The organism is Pseudomonas oplopanacis, assembly GCF_057128725.1.
This window is the reverse complement of record NZ_JBSKHV010000004.1, coordinates 71,070-92,380: the sequence shown is the minus strand read 5'-3', so window position 1 is coordinate 92,380 and position 21,311 is coordinate 71,070. Positions and strand designations below refer to the sequence as shown.

Annotated in this window: 18 protein-coding genes; 8 read left to right on the top strand and 10 right to left on the bottom strand. The window is 58.5% G+C overall.

Annotated features, from left to right (window positions below; genetic code table 11):
• Positions 1-27 precede the first annotated feature (27 nt).
• Both ACWKV5_RS10715 and ACWKV5_RS10710 read left to right on the top strand, forming a co-directional pair.
• Positions 28-513, top strand: a complete 486-nt coding sequence (locus tag ACWKV5_RS10715; RefSeq protein ID WP_483841250.1) for a glutathione peroxidase — start codon at positions 28-30, stop codon at positions 511-513.
• Complete coding sequence (locus tag ACWKV5_RS10710) at positions 510-971, top strand: MarR family winged helix-turn-helix transcriptional regulator (protein WP_483841249.1); 462 nt, start codon at positions 510-512, stop codon at positions 969-971. Before ACWKV5_RS10715 ends, ACWKV5_RS10710 begins: the two co-directional genes overlap by 4 nt.
• Here the strand turns inward: ACWKV5_RS10710 and ACWKV5_RS10705 are convergent.
• Positions 955-3,276 (bottom strand): hybrid sensor histidine kinase/response regulator, encoded by a 2,322-nt coding sequence (locus tag ACWKV5_RS10705; protein WP_483841452.1) that lies wholly within the window; start codon positions 3,274-3,276, stop codon positions 955-957. The two genes, ACWKV5_RS10710 and ACWKV5_RS10705, sit on opposite strands and share 17 nt — an antisense overlap.
• A 166-nt stretch (positions 3,277-3,442) precedes the next feature.
• Between ACWKV5_RS10705 and ACWKV5_RS10700 the strand changes: the two genes are divergently transcribed.
• Entirely contained in the window at positions 3,443-4,333 is an 891-nt protein-coding gene (locus tag ACWKV5_RS10700) for an ATP-binding protein (RefSeq protein WP_123432624.1), read from the top strand.
• Positions 4,330-4,812: a GAF domain-containing protein gene (locus tag ACWKV5_RS10695; protein WP_027925736.1), complete on the top strand. Its 483-nt coding sequence runs from the start codon at positions 4,330-4,332 to the stop codon at positions 4,810-4,812. The genes ACWKV5_RS10700 and ACWKV5_RS10695 overlap by 4 nt, the downstream gene beginning before the upstream one ends.
• Here the strand turns inward: ACWKV5_RS10695 and ACWKV5_RS10690 are convergent, their stop codons facing one another.
• From ACWKV5_RS10690 to ACWKV5_RS10655, 8 genes are all read right to left on the bottom strand, one after another.
• Entirely contained in the window at positions 4,813-7,761 is a 2,949-nt protein-coding gene (locus tag ACWKV5_RS10690; protein WP_483841248.1) for an HD domain-containing phosphohydrolase, read from the bottom strand.
• Positions 7,762-7,810: 49 nt separating this feature from the next.
• Entirely contained in the window at positions 7,811-11,455 is a 3,645-nt protein-coding gene (locus tag ACWKV5_RS10685; RefSeq protein ID WP_483841247.1) for a transporter substrate-binding domain-containing protein, read from the bottom strand.
• An 8-nt stretch (positions 11,456-11,463) separates the two neighbouring features.
• Positions 11,464-12,090, bottom strand: coding sequence for a response regulator transcription factor (locus ACWKV5_RS10680; RefSeq protein WP_027925739.1), 627 nt, complete (start codon positions 12,088-12,090; stop codon positions 11,464-11,466).
• Between the two features lie 400 nt (positions 12,091-12,490).
• A complete protein-coding gene (locus ACWKV5_RS10675; protein ID WP_027925740.1) occupies positions 12,491-13,819 on the bottom strand; it encodes a deoxyguanosinetriphosphate triphosphohydrolase in 1,329 nt (442 codons plus the stop codon).
• Between the two features lie 35 nt (positions 13,820-13,854).
• Positions 13,855-15,018, bottom strand: a complete 1,164-nt coding sequence (locus ACWKV5_RS10670; RefSeq protein ID WP_483841246.1) for an EAL domain-containing protein — start codon at positions 15,016-15,018, stop codon at positions 13,855-13,857.
• A 125-nt stretch (positions 15,019-15,143) separates the two neighbouring features.
• Positions 15,144-15,485: a hypothetical protein gene (locus ACWKV5_RS10665; RefSeq protein WP_123432618.1), complete on the bottom strand. Its 342-nt coding sequence runs from the start codon at positions 15,483-15,485 to the stop codon at positions 15,144-15,146.
• The gene (locus tag ACWKV5_RS10660) at positions 15,482-15,871 is read right to left on the bottom strand and encodes a phage holin family protein (protein WP_123432617.1); all 390 of its coding nucleotides are present in this window, start codon (positions 15,869-15,871) and stop codon (positions 15,482-15,484) included. Before ACWKV5_RS10660 ends, ACWKV5_RS10665 begins: the two co-directional genes overlap by 4 nt.
• A 1-nt stretch (position 15,872) precedes the next feature.
• Positions 15,873-16,187, bottom strand: coding sequence for an ElaB/YgaM/YqjD family protein (locus tag ACWKV5_RS10655; protein WP_007943326.1), 315 nt, complete (start codon positions 16,185-16,187; stop codon positions 15,873-15,875).
• A 305-nt stretch (positions 16,188-16,492) separates the two neighbouring features.
• Here ACWKV5_RS10655 and ACWKV5_RS10650 point away from each other — a divergent pair, with 305 nt between their 5' ends.
• Positions 16,493-17,701, top strand: coding sequence for an ammonium transporter (locus ACWKV5_RS10650; protein ID WP_483841245.1), 1,209 nt, complete (start codon positions 16,493-16,495; stop codon positions 17,699-17,701).
• A gap of 1 nt (position 17,702) precedes the next feature.
• Here ACWKV5_RS10650 and ACWKV5_RS10645 read toward each other — a convergent pair whose 3' ends face one another.
• Positions 17,703-19,415: a cation:proton antiporter gene (locus tag ACWKV5_RS10645; RefSeq protein WP_483841244.1), complete on the bottom strand. Its 1,713-nt coding sequence runs from the start codon at positions 19,413-19,415 to the stop codon at positions 17,703-17,705.
• Positions 19,416-19,624: 209 nt separating this feature from the next.
• Between ACWKV5_RS10645 and ACWKV5_RS10640 the strand changes: the two genes are divergently transcribed.
• From ACWKV5_RS10640 to ACWKV5_RS10630, 3 genes are all read left to right on the top strand, one after another.
• Positions 19,625-19,861, top strand: coding sequence for a glutaredoxin family protein (locus ACWKV5_RS10640; RefSeq protein WP_027925746.1), 237 nt, complete (start codon positions 19,625-19,627; stop codon positions 19,859-19,861).
• Positions 19,862-20,031: 170 nt separating this feature from the next.
• Entirely contained in the window at positions 20,032-20,349 is a 318-nt protein-coding gene (locus ACWKV5_RS10635) for a transcriptional regulator (protein ID WP_027925747.1), read from the top strand.
• Between the two features lie 71 nt (positions 20,350-20,420).
• Entirely contained in the window at positions 20,421-21,311 is an 891-nt protein-coding gene (locus tag ACWKV5_RS10630) for a pseudouridine synthase (protein WP_483841243.1), read from the top strand.

Here is a 21,311-nt window from a genome sequence, read left to right as displayed (position 1 = left end):
CGTCTTCTTTCATCAAGAGTGCAAGTCATGACTGACAACCTGCTGAGCATCCCGTGCACCACCATCAAGGGTGAGCAAAAGACCCTGGCCGATTACGCCGGCAAGGCCGTACTCGTGGTCAATACCGCTAGCAAGTGCGGCTTCACTCCGCAATACAAAGGTCTGGAAGAATTGTGGCAAACCTACAAGGACCAAGGCCTGGTGGTGCTCGGCTTCCCGTGCAACCAGTTCGGCAAGCAGGAACCCGGCAATGAAGGCGCCATTTCCGAATTCTGCGAATTGAATTTCGGTGTCAGCTTCCCGCTGTTCAAGAAGATCGAAGTCAACGGTGACGGCGCGCATCCATTGTTCGTTCAACTGAAAAAACGCGCCCCGGGTCTACTGGGCTCGCAGGGCATCAAGTGGAACTTCACCAAGTTCCTGATCGGCAAGGACGGTCAGTTGGTCAAGCGCTTTGCCCCGGCGACCAAACCGCAGGACCTGAGCCGCGAGATCGAAGCCCTGCTCAAATGAACAGCCTGTCAGTCGATTCGCTGAAGCTCGACAGTCAGCTCTGCTTCAAGCTGTACGCCGCTTCCCGGGCGGTGATTCGTGCCTACAAGCCGATGCTCGACCAACTCGGCCTGACCTATCCGCAATACCTGGCCATGCTGGTGTTGTGGGAATGGCAGGAGGCGGCCCCAGAGCAACCGACCGTCAAGGCGCTGGGCGAACGCCTGGCGCTGGATTCCGGCACCCTGACGCCGTTGCTCAAGCGACTTGAGCAATTGCAACTGGTGCAGCGTCAGCGGTCGGCTCGCGATGAGCGTGAGGTGCACCTGAGTCTGTCAGCTGCCGGCAAGGCGCTGCGTGATCAGGTTGGCCCGCTCAAGGCGCGCCTGTTGTGCGACAGCGGGGTGGATCTGGATCGCCTGAGTGATCTGCGTAATGGTCTCGATCATTTGCTGGGGCAGATCAAGGCACTGTCGTAGTCGGAACCCAAAGATCAAGCAGCGCGGCCAGTTCTTCGCGGCGGAAGGGTTTGGCCAGGTAGTCGCTCATGCCCGCCGCACGGCAGCGTTCGCGTTCCTCGGACATGGCGTTGGCGGTCAGCGCGACGATCGGCAGTTGCGGCCAGCGTCCGCTGCGACGGATTTGCCGACTGGCTTCGTAGCCGTCCATCACTGGCATGTTGCAGTCCATCAACACCAGGTCGAAGTCGCTTTGCTCCAGTTGATCCAGTGCTTCGGCCCCGTGAGCGGCGACGATGACCTCGCAGCCGAGTTTGCCGAGCATGCCCTTGGCGACCAGCTGATTGACCGGGTTGTCCTCCACCAGCAATACCCGTCCGCGCCGCTGGTGGGGAAGGGCTTCGATCCGCGCGCCATTGATCATCGTGGTTTCGGGCTGCAAGACCCGCCGCAAAGTCTGATACAGCGCATTGCGCGCCAGCGGTCGTGCCTGTTGCTGCAAAGGGGCGAGGGCGCTCGCCTGTTCGCTCGGCATGAAGTTGCCATAAGCGGTTACCAGCAGAATCGGCGCGTCAAGCGTGGGGCGTAGGCCGAACAGGCATTCGGGGCAGTCGGTGATCAATACGTCAGGTTCAAGCCCGAGTAGCGAGTCATCGATGGAGCGCTGCTGATAGTCGAGTCCCCACGCCGGCAGCAGGGTTTTCAGCAGCTCGGCCAGGCCGCTGCTGGCAGCGGTGATGGCAATGATCTTGCCGGACAGCGGTGCCGGGGATACGGCGCGAGTATGAGCGGGCAGCGGCAGGTCGGCGCAGAACTGACTGCCAAAACCGGCTTCCGAGCTGATCGTCAGGCGTCCCTGCATGGCTTCGCAGAGGTTGTAGGTCAGGGCCAGGCCCAGCCCCGTACCGCCGAACTGCCGGGTAATACCGGCGCCGGCCTGGGTAAATGGCTGGAAGATCTTGACCTGGGCATCGTGGGCGATCCCGATGCCGGTATCGCAGACTTCGATTCTGACGCCCTCTTCGAAGGCAGACAGACGCAAATCGACCCGACCGAAGCGGGTGAACTTGAGCGCATTGGATAACAGGTTACTGACGATCTGCCGCACCCGCGTCGGGTCCCCCAGCACCAGCGCCGGAAATTGCGGATCGATCAGGCACGTCAACTCCACGCTCGGCGCCGCATTCTGCGACAGCAGGTTGGCGGTGTCTTCGACCAGCGCGCCAAGGTCGAACGGAATGTGTTCGAGTTCCAGTTGACCGGCATCGAATTTCGACAGGTCGAGAATATCGTTGAGCAGTTCAACCAGCACTTTGCCCGAGTCATGGGCGATCGACAGTTGTTGCTGTTGTTCGGCCGTGAGCGGGCCGTCCAGCGACAGCGCGATCATCCCCAGCAGACCGTTGAGGGGCGTGCGGATTTCATGGCTCATGTTGGCCAGAAAGACCGAACGTGCTTCAGCCATCTCGATGGCCGTGGTGCGCGCGACTTCCAGCTCCTGATTGGATTGGCTGAGCCTGGCATTGATCGCCTTGAGTTCCGCCGTGCGTGCTGAAACGATGTTTTCCAGTTGGCTGAGGTAGTCGGTCAGACGGTTTTCGGCGTTGCGTCGTTGCTGGATTTCGGTGGCGATGTTTTCGAATTGCTGGTTGGCGACTTTGACCAGCACACCGATTTCATCGTTTTCATGCCCCGCCGGGTATTCCAGCCAGGTTGGCTCCGCGCTGCGCGGATCACGGCCACTGAGTTCGCGGATGACCCGCACCAGGGGCTTGGTCAGCATCACGTAGAACAGCGCCAGCAGAATGCCTGTCAGGATCAGGCTTCGGGCGAAGCCGTTGAGCAGTGTCACTTCGGCCCGGCGCAGGAAGCGGCTGCCGAAGGCGTAGGTGTCGACTTCCAGTTGCAAGGTCCCGAGCGATTCGTTGGGCAGGTGATCGAGAAACAGACGGTCTTCGAACTGCCGATTGGCGCCGAACAGGAAGTCGCTGATCACTCGATAGCCACTTTGCGCGCTCGGGCGTTTGACGCTGGCCAGCACGGTATTGTTGTTGTCGGTGAGTGTCGCGCTGAGGATTGCCGGTGAGCGCACCAGGCCCATGGTCAGTTCCTGGGCGAGTTCGGCGTCGATGTTGTAGGCGATGCGCGAGGCGGGGTTGTGGCTGATTTCCAGCAAAGACAGTATTTCGCGGTTGATGGAGGCGTCTTCACTGGCATAATCGATGCCTATTTGCAGCAGGCTGAGCAGCGTGCCCAGAATGAAACCGACCAGCACAGTAAGCCTGGCTTGCTTGTATGACAGCCGGTGGGTGAATTTGATGTCCATGGGGTGTTGAACCACTTCCGTTTCCTTTCGCTGCTCAAGCATAGTCGATCATGCATGGATTCCGATGTTCTCGCGAACCCCTGAGCAGGGGATGAACCGGGCACTGAACGCTGTGTATTCGTCGCTGTATCGCCATCATCACTGTGAACGTGCCCGAGGAGAAGACGTGGACGCCCGATTGAATGCTTTTCTTGAACGCGCCGATGCTGTTTTGGCCCGTATCGAGCCGCTGCTGCCCGCACCTCGGCAAGCCATCGACTGGAACCAATGCCTGGCCGCGCGCTGGCAACGCGAGGGGCGCAGCGGTTTTCTGCTGCCGCTGCACGTCAGCCTCGACATGCGCCTGTCCGACCTGATCGGCGTCGACCGGCAACTGGAGCAACTGGGGCGAAATACCCAACAGTTCCTCGACGGCATGCCGGCCAACCACGCGTTGCTCTGGGGCTCGCGCGGCACCGGTAAATCGTCGCTGGTGCGGGCCTTGCTGGCCGAACACGCCCAGGCCGGTTTGCGCCTGATCGAGATCGAGCGCGATCACCTGGCGGACCTGCCGCGCGTGGTCGAGCAAATCGCCAAGTTGCCGCAGCGCTTTGTGCTGTTCTGCGATGACCTGTCGTTCGAGGCGGGCGAGGGCGATTATCGCGTACTCAAGAGCGTGCTCGACGGCTCCCTCGAACAAGCGCCGGACAACGTTCTGCTGTACGCCACGTCCAACCGTCGTCACCTGGTGCCGGAAAAGGAAAGCGATAACGAAAACTGGAAACGCGTCGACGGTGAACTGCACCCAAGCGAAGCGGTGGAAGACAAGATCGCGCTGTCGGACCGCTTCGGCCTGTGGCTGTCGTTTTATCCGTTTACTCAGGAGCATTTCCTCAACGTCGTCGAACACTGGATCGGTCAACTGGCCGGCAAGGCCGGTCTTGAATGGCAGCGTGACGAAGAGCTGGACATCCTCGCGGTGCGTTGGGCCGGCGGCCGAGGCAATCGCAATGGACGTTGCGCTTATCAATTTGCCCGCTATTGGGTCGGGCTCAAGCTGTTGGAGCACAAAGCATGATTGATTTACAGAAGAGCGGCCAAGGGCTGGATGGTTACGGCATGTTGTGGGCGCAGCTGGAATCGTTGCTGGCGGACGAGCGTGATTTCATTGCCAATGCGGCACAATTCTCGGCCTTCCTGTTCAACCAGCTCGATGATTTGAACTGGGCCGGTTTCTACCTCAATCGCAATGAAGAGCTGGTGCTCGGTCCGTTCCAGGGGCAAATCGCCTGCGTGCGGATTCCGTTTGGTCGCGGTGTGTGCGGGACGGCCGCGTCGACCTTGCAGACTCAATTGGTTGAAGACGTGCACGCCTTTCCCGGGCATATCGCGTGCGACAGCGCATCGAACAGCGAACTGGTTGTGCCGCTGGTCAAGGACGGTCGACTGATCGGTGTGCTGGACCTCGATAGCCCGAAACTGGCACGGTTTACCGCTGAGGATCAAGCCGGTATCGAGCGCCTGGCGGCGATTTTCCTGCGCCTGACCGATTGCTGATCAGGCACTCAAGCCTGCCTTGACCAGCAGGCTTGCCGGGTCGACGGGGTCAATTTGCTGCGGATCGAGGAATCGTTCGGCGTACTGCAGATAAATGCGCGCCTGGACGAACAACCCGAACAGCTCCGGGTCGATGTGGGCGTCACGGCACATATTGGCCATGATGCCCAAGGCTTCGCTCAAGGTTTTGGCCTTCTTGTACGGGCGATCGGCAGCGGTCAGCGCTTCGAAAATATCGGCAATCGCCATCATCCGTGCCGGCAGGCTCATCTCTTCGCGCTTCAACTGTTTGGGATAACCGGTGCCGTCCATTTTTTCGTGATGGCCGCCGGCAATCTCCGCGACGTTATTGAGGTGACTGGGGAAGGGCAGATGGCTGAGCATCCGGATCGTCTGCACCATGTGGTGATTGATGATGTAGCGCTCCTCGCGAGTCAGCGTGCCTCGGGTGATGCTCAGGTTGTAGAGTTCGCCCCGATTGTATTTGTAGTGCGGTACATCAAGCTTGAAACCCCATGGATTGTCAGCCGGTATCAGCTCGCTTTCGGCGCGTTCAAATAAGTGTTCGGGTTTGTCCGCCAGCAACGGCTCGCTGACCGGCAGCGTCGGGGCCGGAGTGCGAGCCTGGCGGCGATTCTCTTCCCATGAAACCCCAAGTCGGTCATCCAGCGTACGGGTCCAGGTGCGTTGAGCAATGCCGCGCAAGCGTTGCAGGTCGGCTTCGGCCATGGCCTCGCCGCCCAGATTGCAGTGGGCAATGAACGCGAAATCATCGTCCAGTCCCGCCAGGTTGGCGTTACGCAACTCGGCCAGGTGATGTTCGTCTCCGCCGTGGGCGATGGCCTGCCAGTAATTGATCCAGGTATCACGCTTGAGCACTTCGAAACGCGTGCGGACTTCGTGGATGCGGTCGTTCAGGGTTTCGAGCTTGGTGGCTTTGTCGACCACATACTCCGGGGTGGTGACTTTGCCGCAATCGTGCAGCCACGCCGCGATGTGCAGGGCTTCCCATTCATCTTCCGTGGGGTGATAACCGCTGAAGGCCGGCTCCTGACTAGCCGCGGCAGCCTCGGCGAGCATCAGCGTCAATTCCGGCACTCGCTGACAATGCCCGCCGGTGTAAGGGCTTTTTGCATCGATGGCGCCAGCCAGCAATTGAATGAAGGAATCCAGCAGTTGTTTCTGCCGGGCTTGCAAACGCTGGCTTTCAATACTCACCGCCGCCGCGCCAGACACCGCCTGGAGAAACGCGATGCGGTCCGGACGCAGCTTTTCCAGATCGCTCTGGGCGCCGCTGTCGGCGAGCAAGAGGACCAGCAGGCCGACGGTTTCGTTATGCCGATTGTGCAGCCGGATACCGATCAGGTGAACCCGTGGGCACTCCAGCGCCTGCAGCACCTTTTGCAGATCGACTGCGTTTTCGAAGCCCAGGCTGGTGACCACATTGTCGGCGCGGGACAACTGCTGCATCCACTGAGGGCTCCGTGAATCCTGGAGTTCATAGCCTTGAATACCAAACGCTGGCAACACCTGAGACGTCTCGTTGATCACCAGGCCATGGGGCTCCATGCGGTCGCCGTCCTGCTCGCGCAGGTAAATCAGGCCCGCCTGGGCCTGCCCGATCTTCACGGTTTCGAATAGCACCCGTTGCAGCAACGGGGCGAAACGGGTCTCGGCGCTGAGGCTGTCAGATATCTGGAAAAAGCTCGCCAGGGTGTCCTTCATGCGCGTCATCGACACGCCCAGTTGGTCGACTTCCAGCACGGGCGAGCGTCGGCTGATGGGAAAGTTGAAGTCGAAACTGCGGATCGCATCGGCTTCCTGCACCAGTGCGCGCAAGGGTTTGACCAGAATTCTGGAGGTGAGCCACCCCAGCGGCAGGCACAACAACAAGGTTGCCAGCGTGATCAACGCCCCTTGCCAGCGCATGCGATAGGCATCGACCAGTAATTCATCTTCGGGCACCAACAGCGCGAGCTGCAATCCTTGCGGCCCGCCTTCCTGCATGCTGCTGCGGGCCACAATCCATTCACGCCCGGCGGCGTCCAGTCGATTGCCCTCGGGCGGATGGGTGAGCAGGGCGCCGAGCGCCGGATTCAGATCGGCCGCCTTGATCAGGCGTGCGGTCTGGTCGTCGACGATCAGACGGCTGCTGTCGGGATAGGCAACAGCATTGCCATCGGCATCGAACAGCACGATTTCGGTATGGGGAGTCACCACATGTTTGGCCAGCGTCGCCGACAGTTCGGCGAGTGTAAGGTCGGCGCCTATCACTGCGTTTTCGCCGCTGCGCCGCGCCAGCGTCGTCCCGACATGGTGAGTGGAGAAAAACACATAGGGTTCGGTGGTGATCTGGCCCTCATCGCTGCGAGCACTGGTAAACCAGGCGCGAGTACGCGGATCGTAGGTTTCTTCAGGGTTATCCTGGCGGCTGACGAGCGCCAGGTTCTGATCAAAAAACAACGACTGGGACCTCGCCTTCGCGACGCCGGAAAGGTGTTCGATGCTCCAGACCTGATAGGCCGCCGTGTCCGGGGCATTGGTGAGCGTTCTCAGGGCGGGGGTGCGCAGGGGGCGCACCATGAAAAAGTCGCCATTGCCGTATCCCAGGTACAGCGAGGCCAGGTTGGGGTTGTCTTTGAGCGACTGGCTAAAGGGTTTCAGCAGCGCGAGCCGTTGCTCCAGCGCGAGCGCCTCGGTCGCCGGGTTGTCCGCCAGCAAGCTCAGCAGGTGGCGAATCGGTTCATAAGTGCCCTGAAGGTCCAGCCGGACATCCTGTTCGATGCGATTGAACAGTTTTTCACTGCTGGACAGGATGATCTGCGTGGTTTGGCGGTAATTGAAAATGCCCAGCACCACGCCCGTGAGCAGCAGCAGGAAGGTAAACATCACGCTGATATGGACGTGCAGCGGAAACCTGCGTTGATCGGGGCGCAGTGGGTTGGACATTACTGGTCTCTCCGTGATGGTTAACACACTGCTCAGCGTCCAAGCATAGTTAAGGCTCCACCATCCTGCTTCTGTCGTTGTGCCCTATTTGTTGTTGCAAGGCGTGCTCCAGTTCGAGCATGGCGCGCTCGATGGCTTGAGTGCAGCCGGCTACGTTTTCGGGGTGGAACACTTCACGGCAGACGCTTTCGAGCGCCTCGCAGCTGTCGATCAATCGGCCCGCCTGGACGATGCGTGCCGCCCCCTTGATTTTGTGAGCGATGTCGAGGAATGACTGACGGTCTTGGCACTGTGACAAATCCAGCAATTCCTGGCGGTCCAGACGATTGCTGTTCAGTACTTCGAGCAGCAGGCGTTGATCCAGCTTTGGATTGCCGCCGGTGAGCAGCTGCAGCCCTTCGAGGCTGAACGCAGGGGGACGGGCAACCGGCTTGACGCGTTCAATCCACAGTCTCAAGGCTGCCAGGCTGAGGGGCTTGAACAGGCAGTCGTCCATCCCGGCGTCTTTGCAGCGTTGTACTTCTTGCGGCTGTGCGTTGGCGGTGAAGCCCAGCAGGGTGCACGCCGCGCGCGACTGTTGCTGTTCGTGTTGGCGAATCAGCCGGGCCAGTTCATAGCCATTCATGACCGGCATGTTGCAATCGACAATCACCAGATCGAACAGCCCGTGTTTCCATGCCTTGAACCCGGTTTCGCCATCGGTTTCAGCGCGGTGGTGGTGCCCCAAAAACTCCAGTTGCTGGCACATGAGCAAGCGATTGGCCGGGTGATCGTCGACCACCAGGACGTTCAATGGCGTTGAGGTCGGTTGAACCGGTGCTTCGGCGATTTTCGGCAGCAGTTCTGGCGGTAATGTCGCCAGGTGCAGGGTTATTTCGACCTGCGTACCGGCACCGACCTGACTGCGCAATTGCAGGCTGCCGCCCATCATCTCGCACAGGGTTCGGCTGATCACCAGGCCCAGCCCGGCGCCTCCCCGGGTCGACTGCTCGCTGTGGCTCGCCTGGGCGAATGGCTCGAACAAACGCTGTTGATCCTGCTCGCTGATGCCGATTCCGCTGTCCTGAACCTGCACGCGCAACATGACCCGGTCGGGCTCGTCCGTGGCTTGCCACTCCAGCACGATCCGCACCTGACCCTGTTCGGTAAACTTGATGGCGTTGCTGACCAGGTTGGACAGCACCTGCTTGAAGCGCATCGGGTCCAGCAGCACATCGTTTGGCAGTTGGGCTGGGCTCAAGTCCAGCAAAAGGCGCAGGTTTTTCTGCCGGGCGAGGCCGTCGAAGATCCTCACCACCGACGCTACTGTTTCACCGAGGTTGACGCGTTCCGGGTTCAGGCTCAGGTGCCCTGATTCGATGCGCGCGATATCAAGAATGTCCCCGATCAGTTCCAGCAGGTCTTTCGCCGAGTTGTACGCGACGTCGATGGCGGGTCGGTCGGGATGAGCCGGTTCGATACGTTTGAGCGTCAGCTCCAGCATGCCGATGATTGCATTCATCGGGGTGCGGATCTCATGGCTCATGTTCGCCAGGAAAGTGCTTTTGGCTCTGTTCGCTTCATCGGCGCGTTCTTTGGCTGCCCGAAGGTCATCGAACAGTTGTCGCCGCTCGCTGATATCAATCCAGCCGCCAATGATGCCCTGCACTTCACCGCTCGAGTCCCGGTAGGGCAGTACCCAGTGATAAATCGTCAACTGGCGACTGCCAATTTGTAATGTGCGGTCGAGAATCAGCGGTGTGCCTTCGTTTACCACGCGCTGATAGTCAGCCTCAAACTCCCGCGCCTCGAACGCATTGCTCAGATTGCCTTGAATGACGCTTTTGCCGATCACGTCGTCGTACTTTGCGCTGAAGGTCTCCAGATAACTGTCGTTGCAGCTTTGCAGCAACCCCTGGCGGTCACGCACGTAGATTGGATGCGGCGTGCCATTGACCAGTGAGTGCATGAACTCAAGTTGGTCATTCAGCGCGAGTTCGGCCGTCTGACGCTGTTTGATCTGGCGACGCATGTAAGCGTTCCAGGCAACAGACATCAGCAGTAGCACGCCAACACCCAGCACCACTTGATAGAACACCCGGTGGTAGTTGCGCCAGGTGTTTTGCGACGTCGAGGAGTAACCCCGCCAGCGACTGTTGATAATGCCTAATTCTTGCGGGGTGATGCTCAGCAATGCCTTGTCGAGGATCGCGCTCAGCTCTTGGGCATCGCGCCCGGTCGCCAGCGAGAACGCCGCCTGTTGCGTGCCAACGGTTGAACTGATCTGAAGCGTCTGCTCGAAGACTCTGGACGAGACGAAGTAGTTGGCGATCACCAGCGAGGTTACGGAGCCTTCAGCCTTGCCCTCCGCCACCAGTTGCACCGCGCTGAAGGTGTCCGGGGTTTCGATCAGAGTGACGTTCGGGAACTCGTGACGCAGGTAATCCACCATCGGATTACCTTGGGCAATCGTCAGGCGTTTACCCGAAAATTGGGTGAGGTCGTTCGGACTGCCGGCCACTTTGCGTGTCAGCAGGACGAAGGAGTTTTCCAGGTAAGGACGGCTGAAGTTGAGCAGGGTTTCACGGTGTGTACTGGGCAGCAGGGCGGCAATCAGGTCGGCCTGATGCTGACCGATGCGCTCGATCATCTCGTCATCACTTCGGCTGCGATGAATCTCGAAGCGCAAACCGGTGCGCAGCCTGATCAGTTCGAGCAGATCGGCAGCGACACCTCGAAAGTTGCCGTCGTTATCGAAAAATGTCAGCGGCGCAAACGCCTCATTGACCACCACGCGAACCACCGGATGTTGCGCCAGCCAGCGTTCTTCACGAGTAGTAAGTTGCAGTTTGTGATCGGTGAGAAGGATGTCACTGCCTGCACTCCAGCGTTTGGCGATTTCTTCTCGCGCATTGGTGGGCGTGGCATTCAGTATTGTGTTGATGATTCCAAGCAGTTCCGGGTTGTTCCGGTGCACGGCAAAGCTGAAGCCGTGAACTTCGTGTTTACCGAAATTGGCCATCCGGACGTTGTTCAGATAACCCTTGTTGATCAGGTAATGGGTCGAAATGGTATCACCGAGAAAGACGTCCGCCTGGTCGAACGCGACCGCGTTAATTGCATTCTGGTAAGACGGGTAGGCCGTGATAATCGCCTTTGGATATAGGGCTTTGACTTCATCCATCGGTAAATAGTGGTACACCATGCTCAACCGCAATCCGGCCAGTCCATCGGACAGGGACCGGGTTTCTCCTTCTCGTGTCACCAGAACCGGTTGATCCGCGGCGTAAGGTGTCGACAGCACAATGTCGGCGTTGCGTGCCTCAAATCCGTTGGCGCTGCCGAGCATATCGACCTCACCGTTTTGCAGCGCCTCGATGGCGTCTTCCCGGGATGCGTAGCGCTGAACCTTGACTGGCAGGCCGGTCACCTTGCCAAGGATGCCCGCGTAATCTGCGGTGAAGCCTTCGTAGTCGCTGCCGCTGCTGGTCAGGTCGAAAGGCGGGTAATCGGGGGCTGAGCTGCCCAGAATCAGTTCGCGTTTGTTTTTGATCCATTGTCGCTGTGATTTATCCAGTTGTACTTCCATGTGCCCGACCATTGAGCGACTGAGCAAAGTGTAATGCTCGCTGGCGGAGTGTGTCGCAGACACTGAGGTGCTCAGGCATAAGCCGGCGGTGATCAGTATCAGATAATCCTTTAAACGACTGGGCATCCGGTCTCTCACACTAAGGCGTTGCGTTTTGCCATATCGATAAGTTCAACCAGTGATTTGGCTTTGAGTTTTTGCATCAAACGTTTTTTATAGGTGCTGACGGTCTTGTTGCTGAGGAACATGCCCTTGGCAATTTCCTTGTTGGTACGGCCCTGTGCAAACAGTTGCAATACCATCAATTCCCGGTCGTTGACTGACTTGAAGAGTTCCAGGTCGGCGTATCGCGTGTCATCGCTACGGACGGGGTTCAGCGCCTGGCTGGGGAAATAGTTGTAGCCTGAAAGCACCGCTTTGATTGCACTGACCAGTTCACTGAGGTCTTCCTGTTTGCAGACATACCCCGACGCGCCGGACTGCATGCAGCGAATACCGAACAAGGTCGGGCACTGGGCCGTTAAAACCAGGGTTTTTAACGGAGTACACATGGCATTGAAACGGGAAAGAACTTCCAGCCCATCCAGTTTGGGAATGCTGATGTCGAGAATGACCAGGTCTGGCATGCATTCGCGGACCATCTGCATGGCGTCGACCCCGTTATCAGTTTCGCCGACGACTTTATAACCCTCATGTTCGAGCAACATTCGGACGGCAAGGCGGATAACGGGGTGATCGTCGACAATAAAAACGGAGTTCATAATCAGATCCCATGCGAGCTCAAATAAAGCGCGCACCTTAGCTCAGATAGTTGTAGGGGCGCATGAACTGACAGGTCGATAGCAGTGATATAGGACAAATCCTACAATTGAAGAAGAATAGGACTACGTTCCAGTTCGGTTTTGAATGAGGAACAATGGAAGTGTTGTATGTATTAAGTTGATGGTTGAATGATTGGTTTTAGGGGGGGGTCAGGGTCAATAAGTTAATAAAGCCTGATTGTTTCGACGGTTTATCAAGTAATCAGGTAACGGTAGATCTTGTTGAACCGACAGTTTTCAAGTTTTTCAAGTTCGTCAGACTACCTTGACGTAGTGCTTGCTCATTCCAGCATCCGACCCGCGTTCAGACAATCTGAACAGCGGGTCGAGGCGGGGGGCATCAGCGGCTTGAACGACCGGTCATTTCCAAGGCCATTTCACTGGCGTAGCTGTCAGTCATGCCGGCAATAAAGTCGATCATGCGCAGGAATGAAGTGTGCAAAGGCCCGCGAGGATCGGGTGCATTGTTGCCCAACAAGTCGAGGATGCGCCGACTTTTGAACGACGGCGTTCGACCGTTGTGCTGTTCCAGTGCCGCGCCGCAGAATGCGTTCAGTAGAATCTCCAGCGTGGTGTAGGCGCCAATTTCATGCAGTGTCTTGCGCTTGTCCTGGAAGATTTTCTTCCTGGCCATGTCTTTTGCGTTCAGGACACAGCGCTTGGCCGGGCCATGCATGTGCTCCACCAGGTCGCCGGGCAGTGTACCGGCCAGCAGGGCGTCCTGTTGTTCGACGAAGGCCCGGGCCGCAGCATTGGTCAGGTGTTCGATGGCTTTGCCCCGCAGGATGGCGAGTTTACGTCGGCGCGAATCCAGCGGGCCCAGTTGGCGATAGGTTTCCGGCAGATCGTCGCCCACCAGGTTGAGCAGTAACGATTCGACTTCGGCGTACTCCAGCAACTCCATTTCCAGACCGTCTTCCAGGTCGATCAGCGCGTAGCAGATGTCATCGGCGGCTTCCATCAGGTACACCAATGGATGACGTGCCCAGCGCTGCTCCTCCAGTTGTGGCAGGCCGAGTTTATGAGCGATCTGCTCCAGCAACGGCAGTTCGCTCTGATAACAGCCAAACTTGTGCTTCTTGTAGCCCAGCGAGTCAGCGTGCTTCGCCGTCCAGGGATACTTCAGGTAAGTACCCAGCGTGGCGTACGTCAGCCGCGTGCCTCCATCGAACTGGTGGTACTCCAATTGAGTGAGTACCCGGAAGCCTTGGGCATTGCCTTCGAAATTCAGGAAGTCATTACGTTCGACTTCACTCATGTCATCCAGCCAGCCACGGCCTGCTGCCTGTTGGAACCAGTGTCGGATGGCATCTTCGCCGGAATGGCCGAAGGGTGGATTGCCGATATCGTGGGCCAGGCAAGCCGACTGCACTACCATCCCCAAGTCGCTCGGTTCGCACCAGTCCGGCAAGGCGCTGCGGATGGTTTCACCCACGCGCATACCCAACGAGCGGCCAACACAGCTGACTTCCAGCGAGTGGGTCAGGCGCGTGTGAATGTGATCGTTGCTGGTGACCGGATGGACTTGGGTCTTGCGTCCCAGCCGGCGAAAGGCACCTGAGAAAATAATGCGGTCATGGTCTTTATGGAAAGGACTGCGGCCGAGTTCTTCTGGGCTGTGCAGCGGTTTTCCGAGGCGTTCGCGGGTAAGCAGGGTTTGCCAATCCAAGGCTGGTCTCTCCGTCAGGTGACTGATGCCTTAGCCTAGAGCCCGGCGGCGTCGATGTCGATGAGCAGCAGTCGCTCGCCATTGTCGAAAAATTGCCCGGCGGTGAGGCAATACTGGTTGCTGGTGGCGTCGCGGTAGGTGTTGGAAAGCGTAAGCCGACGCTCGTCCCAACCCTCTGCCAGCAAGTGATAGAAATACGGACGCCATGACCAGTTGTGACCCAGGTAGCGGCTGTCCGATTCCCAGGCGTTGTTTCGCCATTCAAGGTTGGGCGTCAGTTGCGTGCCGTGGCGATCGCATTGATAGAAACGCAACAGCCAGGGGAATGCGTCCAGGTGGGGCAGGGTGCTGAGCGGTGCGTGGGCCTGGGCCCATGTCTGCAACAGGCTCATCAGCTCGCCGAGTTGCTGGCGCATGATCATCAGCCGCCCACGCTCTGCGAGTTTTTGTTGGACATACCGTTGGCGCAGTTGCGCGAAGCGCTCGACAAAAGCGTCAGCGGCGAAGAAGTCGGCCTGTGCCTTGGCAAACAGAAAACCCTGCACGTACCGCGAGCCGCACTCCAGGGCAAAACTCAATTGAGCTTCAGTTTCCACGCCTTCGGCGATGATCCAGCAACCGGTTTTCTCGGCCATCTGTGCCAGCGCCTTCACCACATCGCTGCTCGGACCACCCAATGCCGCCGCCTGGAACAAGCGCATGTCGAGCTTGAGGATGTCCGGTTGCAGGGCCAGTACGCGATCGAGTTGAGAATAACCGGCACCGAAATCATCAATGGCGATTCGTGCGCCTGCTTCTCGATAGCGAGCCACGACGTCCGCCAGGCGCTGAATGTCGCCGCCCAGTTCGGTGATCTCGAAGACGATGCGTTGCGGGTCGACGTTGTGCCTGCACAGTTGTTTGAGGCTTGGCAGCGCTTGATCCGGGCGCAGGCGATTGATCCAGCGCGGGGAAATATTCAGGCTGAGAAACCAGTCCGAAGGCGCCTCATGCAAGCGACTCAGCGCGTTGTCGCGGATCTGCCGATCAAGACGCCGCAACGCGATGGCCGGTGTCCTAGGGTCGGCGAACAGCGGGCCTACCGAGGCCAGTTGACCATTGGCCTGTCGCAGTCTGCCCAATGCCTCGACGCCGGCGATACGGCCGGTGGCGGTATCGATGAAGGGTTGAAAGCAGGCGAGCGGTTGCCCGTCGATCACGTGGCCTCCTTGGTTAAGGTCTTGTTTTTGGATGCCTGGTCACCGGATAGGCACACAGGATTGAACCCCTCGATAGAGAGGTTCATCCCGGAGATATTGCAAGAATGCAGCCAGATAGTGGCTATTTAGTCTTTGCGCGAATTGCTTTGCAGCACCAGCTTGATCAAGGGCCCCAGGCTGGTGCCCAGACGAACCAGGCGAGTCAGGCTGCTGGCGCCGCCGTTGCGGGTACTTTTGCCGGTCAGAAAGCCGAGCAAGGTGACGGCCGCCACGCCCCAGAGCGGGGCATGCTTGATGCCAAAACCGTCCTGCAGGTCTTGCTTCATTCCGCGAATCCGCTGCAAGGGCTGCAGCAGTTCCCGGGACTCGAGACGGATTTCCTGACGGTGCATTTCCATGCGCAGGCGAATCAGCGCCTTGCGCATTTCCGCGCGCGAGCTGTTATTGGGCAGTTGAGGCAGGCTCATGGCAGCAGGCGCTCCCGATCGTTGGCCAATTCTTCCAGGGTGCCATGGAAGGGCGAGGACTCATCGAAGACCGCTGCTTTCAAACGCAATCCGCAGAAGATCGCGGCAAGGGTATAGAACACGCAGAGCCCGATGATGGCGGCCAGGCGATAGGTGTCCCAAAACACAATCAACACCAGGGTCGACAACCCCACCAGCAACAACAATGCAAAGACCAGTGCCAGGCCCGCAAACAGCAGCAGGCTTACGGTGCGTGCCTTTTGTTCCTGCAACTCGATGCCGAACAGTTCGACATGGCTGTGCAACAGTCCGAGAAACGCGGCACCCAGGCGCCGCGATGAAGCGCTTGTGCCCGTCGCCGACGAGCTGGATTCGCCGATAGACATATCAGCGCCGAGAAGCCAGCAGGCCAATGAGGAAGCCTACCCCGGCGGCGATCCCGACCGATTGCCATGGGTTGGCCTGCACATAATCTTCGGTGGCGGTGACGGCAGCCTGGCCACGTTCGCGTAACGAGTCTTCGGTCAGCTTCAGGGTTTCCCGGGCACGCAACAGACTGTCGTGGATCTGGGTGCGCAGTTCATCCGCCTGATCGCCGGCCAGGGTCGCGGTGTGCTCCAGCAACCGTTCGGTGTCGCTGACCAGGGTCTGAAAATCGTTCATCAGGATTTCTTGAGCAGTCTTTGCCTTGATGCTGGCCATGGGTAGATCTCCGTAAGTGGCTTCTGATGGGTTCGAGTATGAGCCTTGCGCGAAGGTTCAGTACAAATGACTGGTACAACTTTTGCTGTGTCGTGGTGCGTTTGCCGGCGCCGATGCGCTGTTGCCGGGCATGATTTCAGGAAAACCTCGACTCAAACAATAAAAACTCGCGCGACGATTTCGCGCTGATGCGCCAAAGCGGTTCATGGAGATCAGTGATTCGATCCGGATAAGCCGCAACTTGGTGCGTCAGCAGCCTGCGCGAACTGCTTTGGTGCTTTTTTAGCCTTAAGGTCTGCCACTCCATGGAAAATCTGCAAAGCGCTGTGGACAGTCTGGTCCATAGCTCCAATACATTGTTCATCCTCATTGGCGCCGTCATGGTGTTGGCCATGCACGCCGGTTTCGCCTTTCTTGAGGTTGGCACGGTTCGGCAAAAGAACCAGGTCAACGCCTTGTCGAAGATTCTCAGCGACTTCGCCATTTCGACCTTGGCCTACTTCTTTATAGGCTATTGGATTTCCTACGGGGTGACGTTTCTGCAACCTGCAGCGGTGATCAATGCCGACCATGGTTATGGGCTGGTGAAATTCTTTTTCCTGCTGACCTTCGCCGCCGCCATCCCGGCGATCATTTCCGGCGGTATTGCCGAACGTGCAAGGTTTGTCCCGCAGTTGTGCGCGACCGCGCTGATCGTGGCGTTCATCTATCCCTTTTTCGAAGGGATGATCTGGAACGGCAATTATGGTTTGCAAGCCTGGTTGCTGGCGCGATTCGGCGCCAGCTTCCATGACTTTGCCGGTTCCGTGGTGGTGCATGCCATGGGCGGCTGGTTGGGCCTCGCGGCGGTGTTGTTGCTCGGGCCGCGACAAGGGCGCTATCGCGACGGTCGCCTGGTGGCGTTTGCACCGTCGAGCATTCCCTTCCTCGCCTTGGGCTCGTGGATCCTGATTGTCGGCTGGTTTGGCTTCAACGTCATGAGCGCCCAGACCCTGCAAGGCGTGAGCGGACTGGTGGCAGTGAACTCGCTGATGGCCATGGTCGGCGGCACCGTGGCGGCGCTGATCGTCGGGCGCAATGACCCAGGCTTTCTGCACAACGGCCCCTTGGCCGGGCTTGTGGCCATTTGCGCCGGCTCCGACCTGATGCACCCGGTGGGCGCGTTGGTGACCGGCGCCATCGCCGGGGCACTGTTTGTCTGGTGCTTTACCGCGGCGCAGGGCAAATGGCATATCGACGATGTGTTGGGTGTGTGGCCTTTGCACGGTCTGTGTGGCGTCTGGGGCGGTATCGCGTGCGGCATTTTTGGCCAGACTGCCTTGGGTGGCTTGGGCGGGGTGAGTCTGATCAGCCAGTTGATTGGCACCTCGCTGGGGGTGCTCGTGGCGCTGGCCGGTGGCTTTGCGGTGTACGGAACGATCAAGGCGTTCCATGGACTGCGCTTGAGCCAGGAAGAGGAGTACTACGGCGCGGATTTGTCGGTGCACAAGATCGGCGCCGTCAGTCAGGACTGAATCACTTTTCTGCATCTTCGGCTCCTGGATAAAAGTCATGGAGCATCCGGTAGCGATCATGCCGGATCTGATCGGCCCGCTCCTGTACCTGATGCGCGGGCAGTCCCAGCATGATCAGTGCATGGGAGGCGAGCATCAGGCTGGACTCCAGCAACTCGGGTACGACTTCGTTGGCGCCGGCCTCTTTCAGTTCGGCCAGTTGGCTGTCGTCGCGGGTACGAACCAGAATCGGAACCTTGGCACTGATCCGGCGAGCTTCCTTGAGGATCTCCAGCGCGACGTCAGGCTGATCCACGGCGATCACCAGCAACCTGGCGCGAGCCAGTCCGACGGCCTGCAGTAATTCACCTCGACGCGAGTCTCCATAGTGCACGCTGCTTTCGCTGACGGCCGCTTCCTCGACGCGGACCGGATCGTGATCCAGCGCAATGTAAGGTTGTTGCTGATGACTCAGGCAGCGGCCGATGGACTGGCCGACGCGCCCGTAACCACAAATGACCACATGCTTGTCCAGATCCGCATTGAGCGCGCTGATCTCTTCAAGTTGTGCCTCCTTGTTGGATTTGCGATGCAGGCGCTTTGCGATAGACGGGGCTGCGCGCAGCATCAGTGGCGTGACCAGCATCGAACAGAATGTCGCGGCCAGCAACAGGCCGCCAAGTTGCGCGGGCATCAGGTCGCTTTGCTGCATCTGCGCCATCAGTGCAAAGCAGAACTCACCTCCCTGGGCCAGTGCCAGGCCACTGCGCCAGGCAGTTTCTCCATCACTGCCGCGCCATTTGACCAGCAACGCCACCACGGTGCCCTTGATCAGCAGTAATCCCAAGGTCAGGCCAAGGATCAGCAGTGTGTGGCTGGCAAACAGATTCAAGTCGATCAGCATGCCGATGGTGACGAAGAACAACCCGAGCAGAATGTCGCGAAACGGGCGGATATCGGCCTCGACCTGATGCCGGTAATGACTTTCGCCCAGCAGCATGCCAGCCAGAAACGCGCCGAGGGCAGGTGAAAGACCCAGCAAGTGAGTCAGCCAGGCTGTCAGCAGGACAATCACCAGCGCCAGCAGTACGAACAGTTCGGCGGAACGGGCGGCGGCCACTTCATGGAACAGTCTTGGTAACAACCAGCGACTGGCCAATAGCAACCCGCCGAACAACACCACGGTTTTTATCAGTGTCAGTGGCAGCGCCCAATACCAGGCCTGATCACTGTTGCCGGCGAACACGGGCACCAGTGTCAGCAGCAAGACGGCCACCACGTCCTGAAACAGCAATACGGCGATGGCATTCTGGCCATGGCTGCTGAAAATTTCGCCAAGGCTGGTCAGCTCCTTGCTGACGATTGCAGTGGACGACAGCGCCAGCCCGGCGCCCAGCAACAGCGCAGGGGTGACCGGCATCCCGAACATCATCAGCAAAACACCCAGTAATAGTCCGCACGCCAGCACTTGCAAACTGCCAAGACCGAACACCACATGACGCAGTGCGATCATTTTCGTCAGGGAAAACTCAAGACCGAGGGAGAACAGCAGGAACACCACACCTAACTCGGCAAGGTGTGGCAACCCTTCGCTCTCATTCACCCAGTTGAAGGCGGTCGGGCCGATCATCAGCCCCACGCACAGGTAGCCCAGCACCGGGGGCAATCGCAGACGCTGGAACAACGCAATGACCACTAGAGAGGAGACGAGAATAATCAAGAGATTGGCAAACACAAAAAACTCCGCTGACCGACGCTGGCTACTCAAGCGTAGAAGCAAAAAAAACGTGAGCATTGCTTAAATGGCACAAACGACGCCTGATTTGCGTCAGGGTTATTCCGCCATCATGGCGATTCATGTTGCCGGGCAGAAAATTCGACGGCTCGACGGCTTTTCGGGGCAGGCCTAGAATAGTTACTTAATTTTTTTTCGGTTGAGCGCTCATGCCTCCTGAATGTCAGCTGTTCGGCACCCTGGGGTGCCATCTTTGTGAAGTGGCCGAAGCCGAGCTGATGCCGTTGGTTGAACACGGTCTGCTGGTCGAGCTGGTAGATATTGCTGACGATGAAACCTGGTTCGCAGCCTACAGTCTGCGCATTCCGGTCTTGCGACGAGTCGATACCGGGGCAGAGCTGGGTTGGCCGTTCAGTGCCGACGAGGTGGTGGCGTTCTTGCGTTAAGCGGTTTTTGTGCTGGCGATGGTCCCGTCTGTCGAACTTTACGATTGATCCCCTTGGCTTAACCGATGCTCTTCGGATACTGTATGCGCATACAGTTATTCGTAGTGCTGCCTTGCTGTCCCGGATTATCGGGTGTGAGCAGTCAGTTCCGGGCGTGAGAGGGATGAATCGTGGTCAATGTCGAACAATTGAAAAACAGTGTGAACCGGATGTCGGTCGATGTTGTGCGCGAAGCTGTCCTCGAATTGCGTCTGGACGGTCTGGTGACGGAAGGAAAAACACCTTTTAACAAGCTGCACTTCAACACCTGTTTTGCCGAGATCGAAGCGCTGTTCCAGCGTGCGGGTTACCACCGACAGCTTGATGTCGTGGGCTATCAGGGGTTGTTGTACGCACTTTACGACCCGGCTCGCTGGGAAGCCGTCGACGTGTTGCGCTGGCTCAAGGAGTTCACCGAAGCAGCGGCACGCACGCAGATTCCGGCATGAGGATTCTCTGCTAGGTTCGACCCGGCCACTGTTGGATAATGCCGCCCTGTATTGAGGGTCAGAGCTTTCGTATGTCCACTTCTTCTTTTTCTGCCGCACACAACCAGGCCAGCACACTCTACTTGCCGCCGGGTTCGTGGCTGACCGTTATCGATTGCCTGTGCGAACATTTCAGCGCTATCGGTCGTGAACAATGGCTGGACAGGGTGGCCCGCGGTCGCGTGCTCGACGGGCACGGGATGCCGATCGCGCTGGATCTGCCGTACAAGGAAGGCCTGCGGATTCATTATTTTCGTGAGGTTGCGGACGAAAAGCCGATCCCGGTGGTCGAGTCGATCCTCTATGCCGATGAGCATCTGGTGGTCGCTGACAAACCGCATTTTCTGCCGGTGACTCCGGCAGGCGAATACGTTGAACAGACGTTGCTGAGAAGATTGATCCGTCGCCTGGATAACCCACACCTGGTGCCGTTGCATCGCATTGACCGGCATACCGCGGGGCTTGTGCTGTTTTCCGCCAACCCACAGAGCCGTTCAGCGTATCAGTCGTTGTTTCCGACACGGCAGATTGAAAAGTACTACGAGGCAATCGCCCCCGCATTACCTGATCTGACCTTTCCATTGGTGCATAAAAGCCGGCTCATCGATGGCGAGCCGTTTTTCCGCATGCAGGAAGGTCCAGGTATCAGCAATACCGAGACAGCCGTCGAGGTTCGGGAAAAGAACGGGGATCTCTGGCGGTATGCGCTTTACCCGGTGACGGGCAAGAAACATCAATTGCGGGTGCACATGACTGCGCTGGGCGCCAGTATCTGTAACGACCCGTTTTATCCGCGGGTGCTCAAGGACGTTGAAGATGACTATGCCAATCCGCTGAAACTGCTCGCGCAGGGATTGCGGTTTGTCGATCCGGTCACCGGCCAGAAAAGAGCGTTTGAAAGTACCATCACCTTGCAGTGGTGA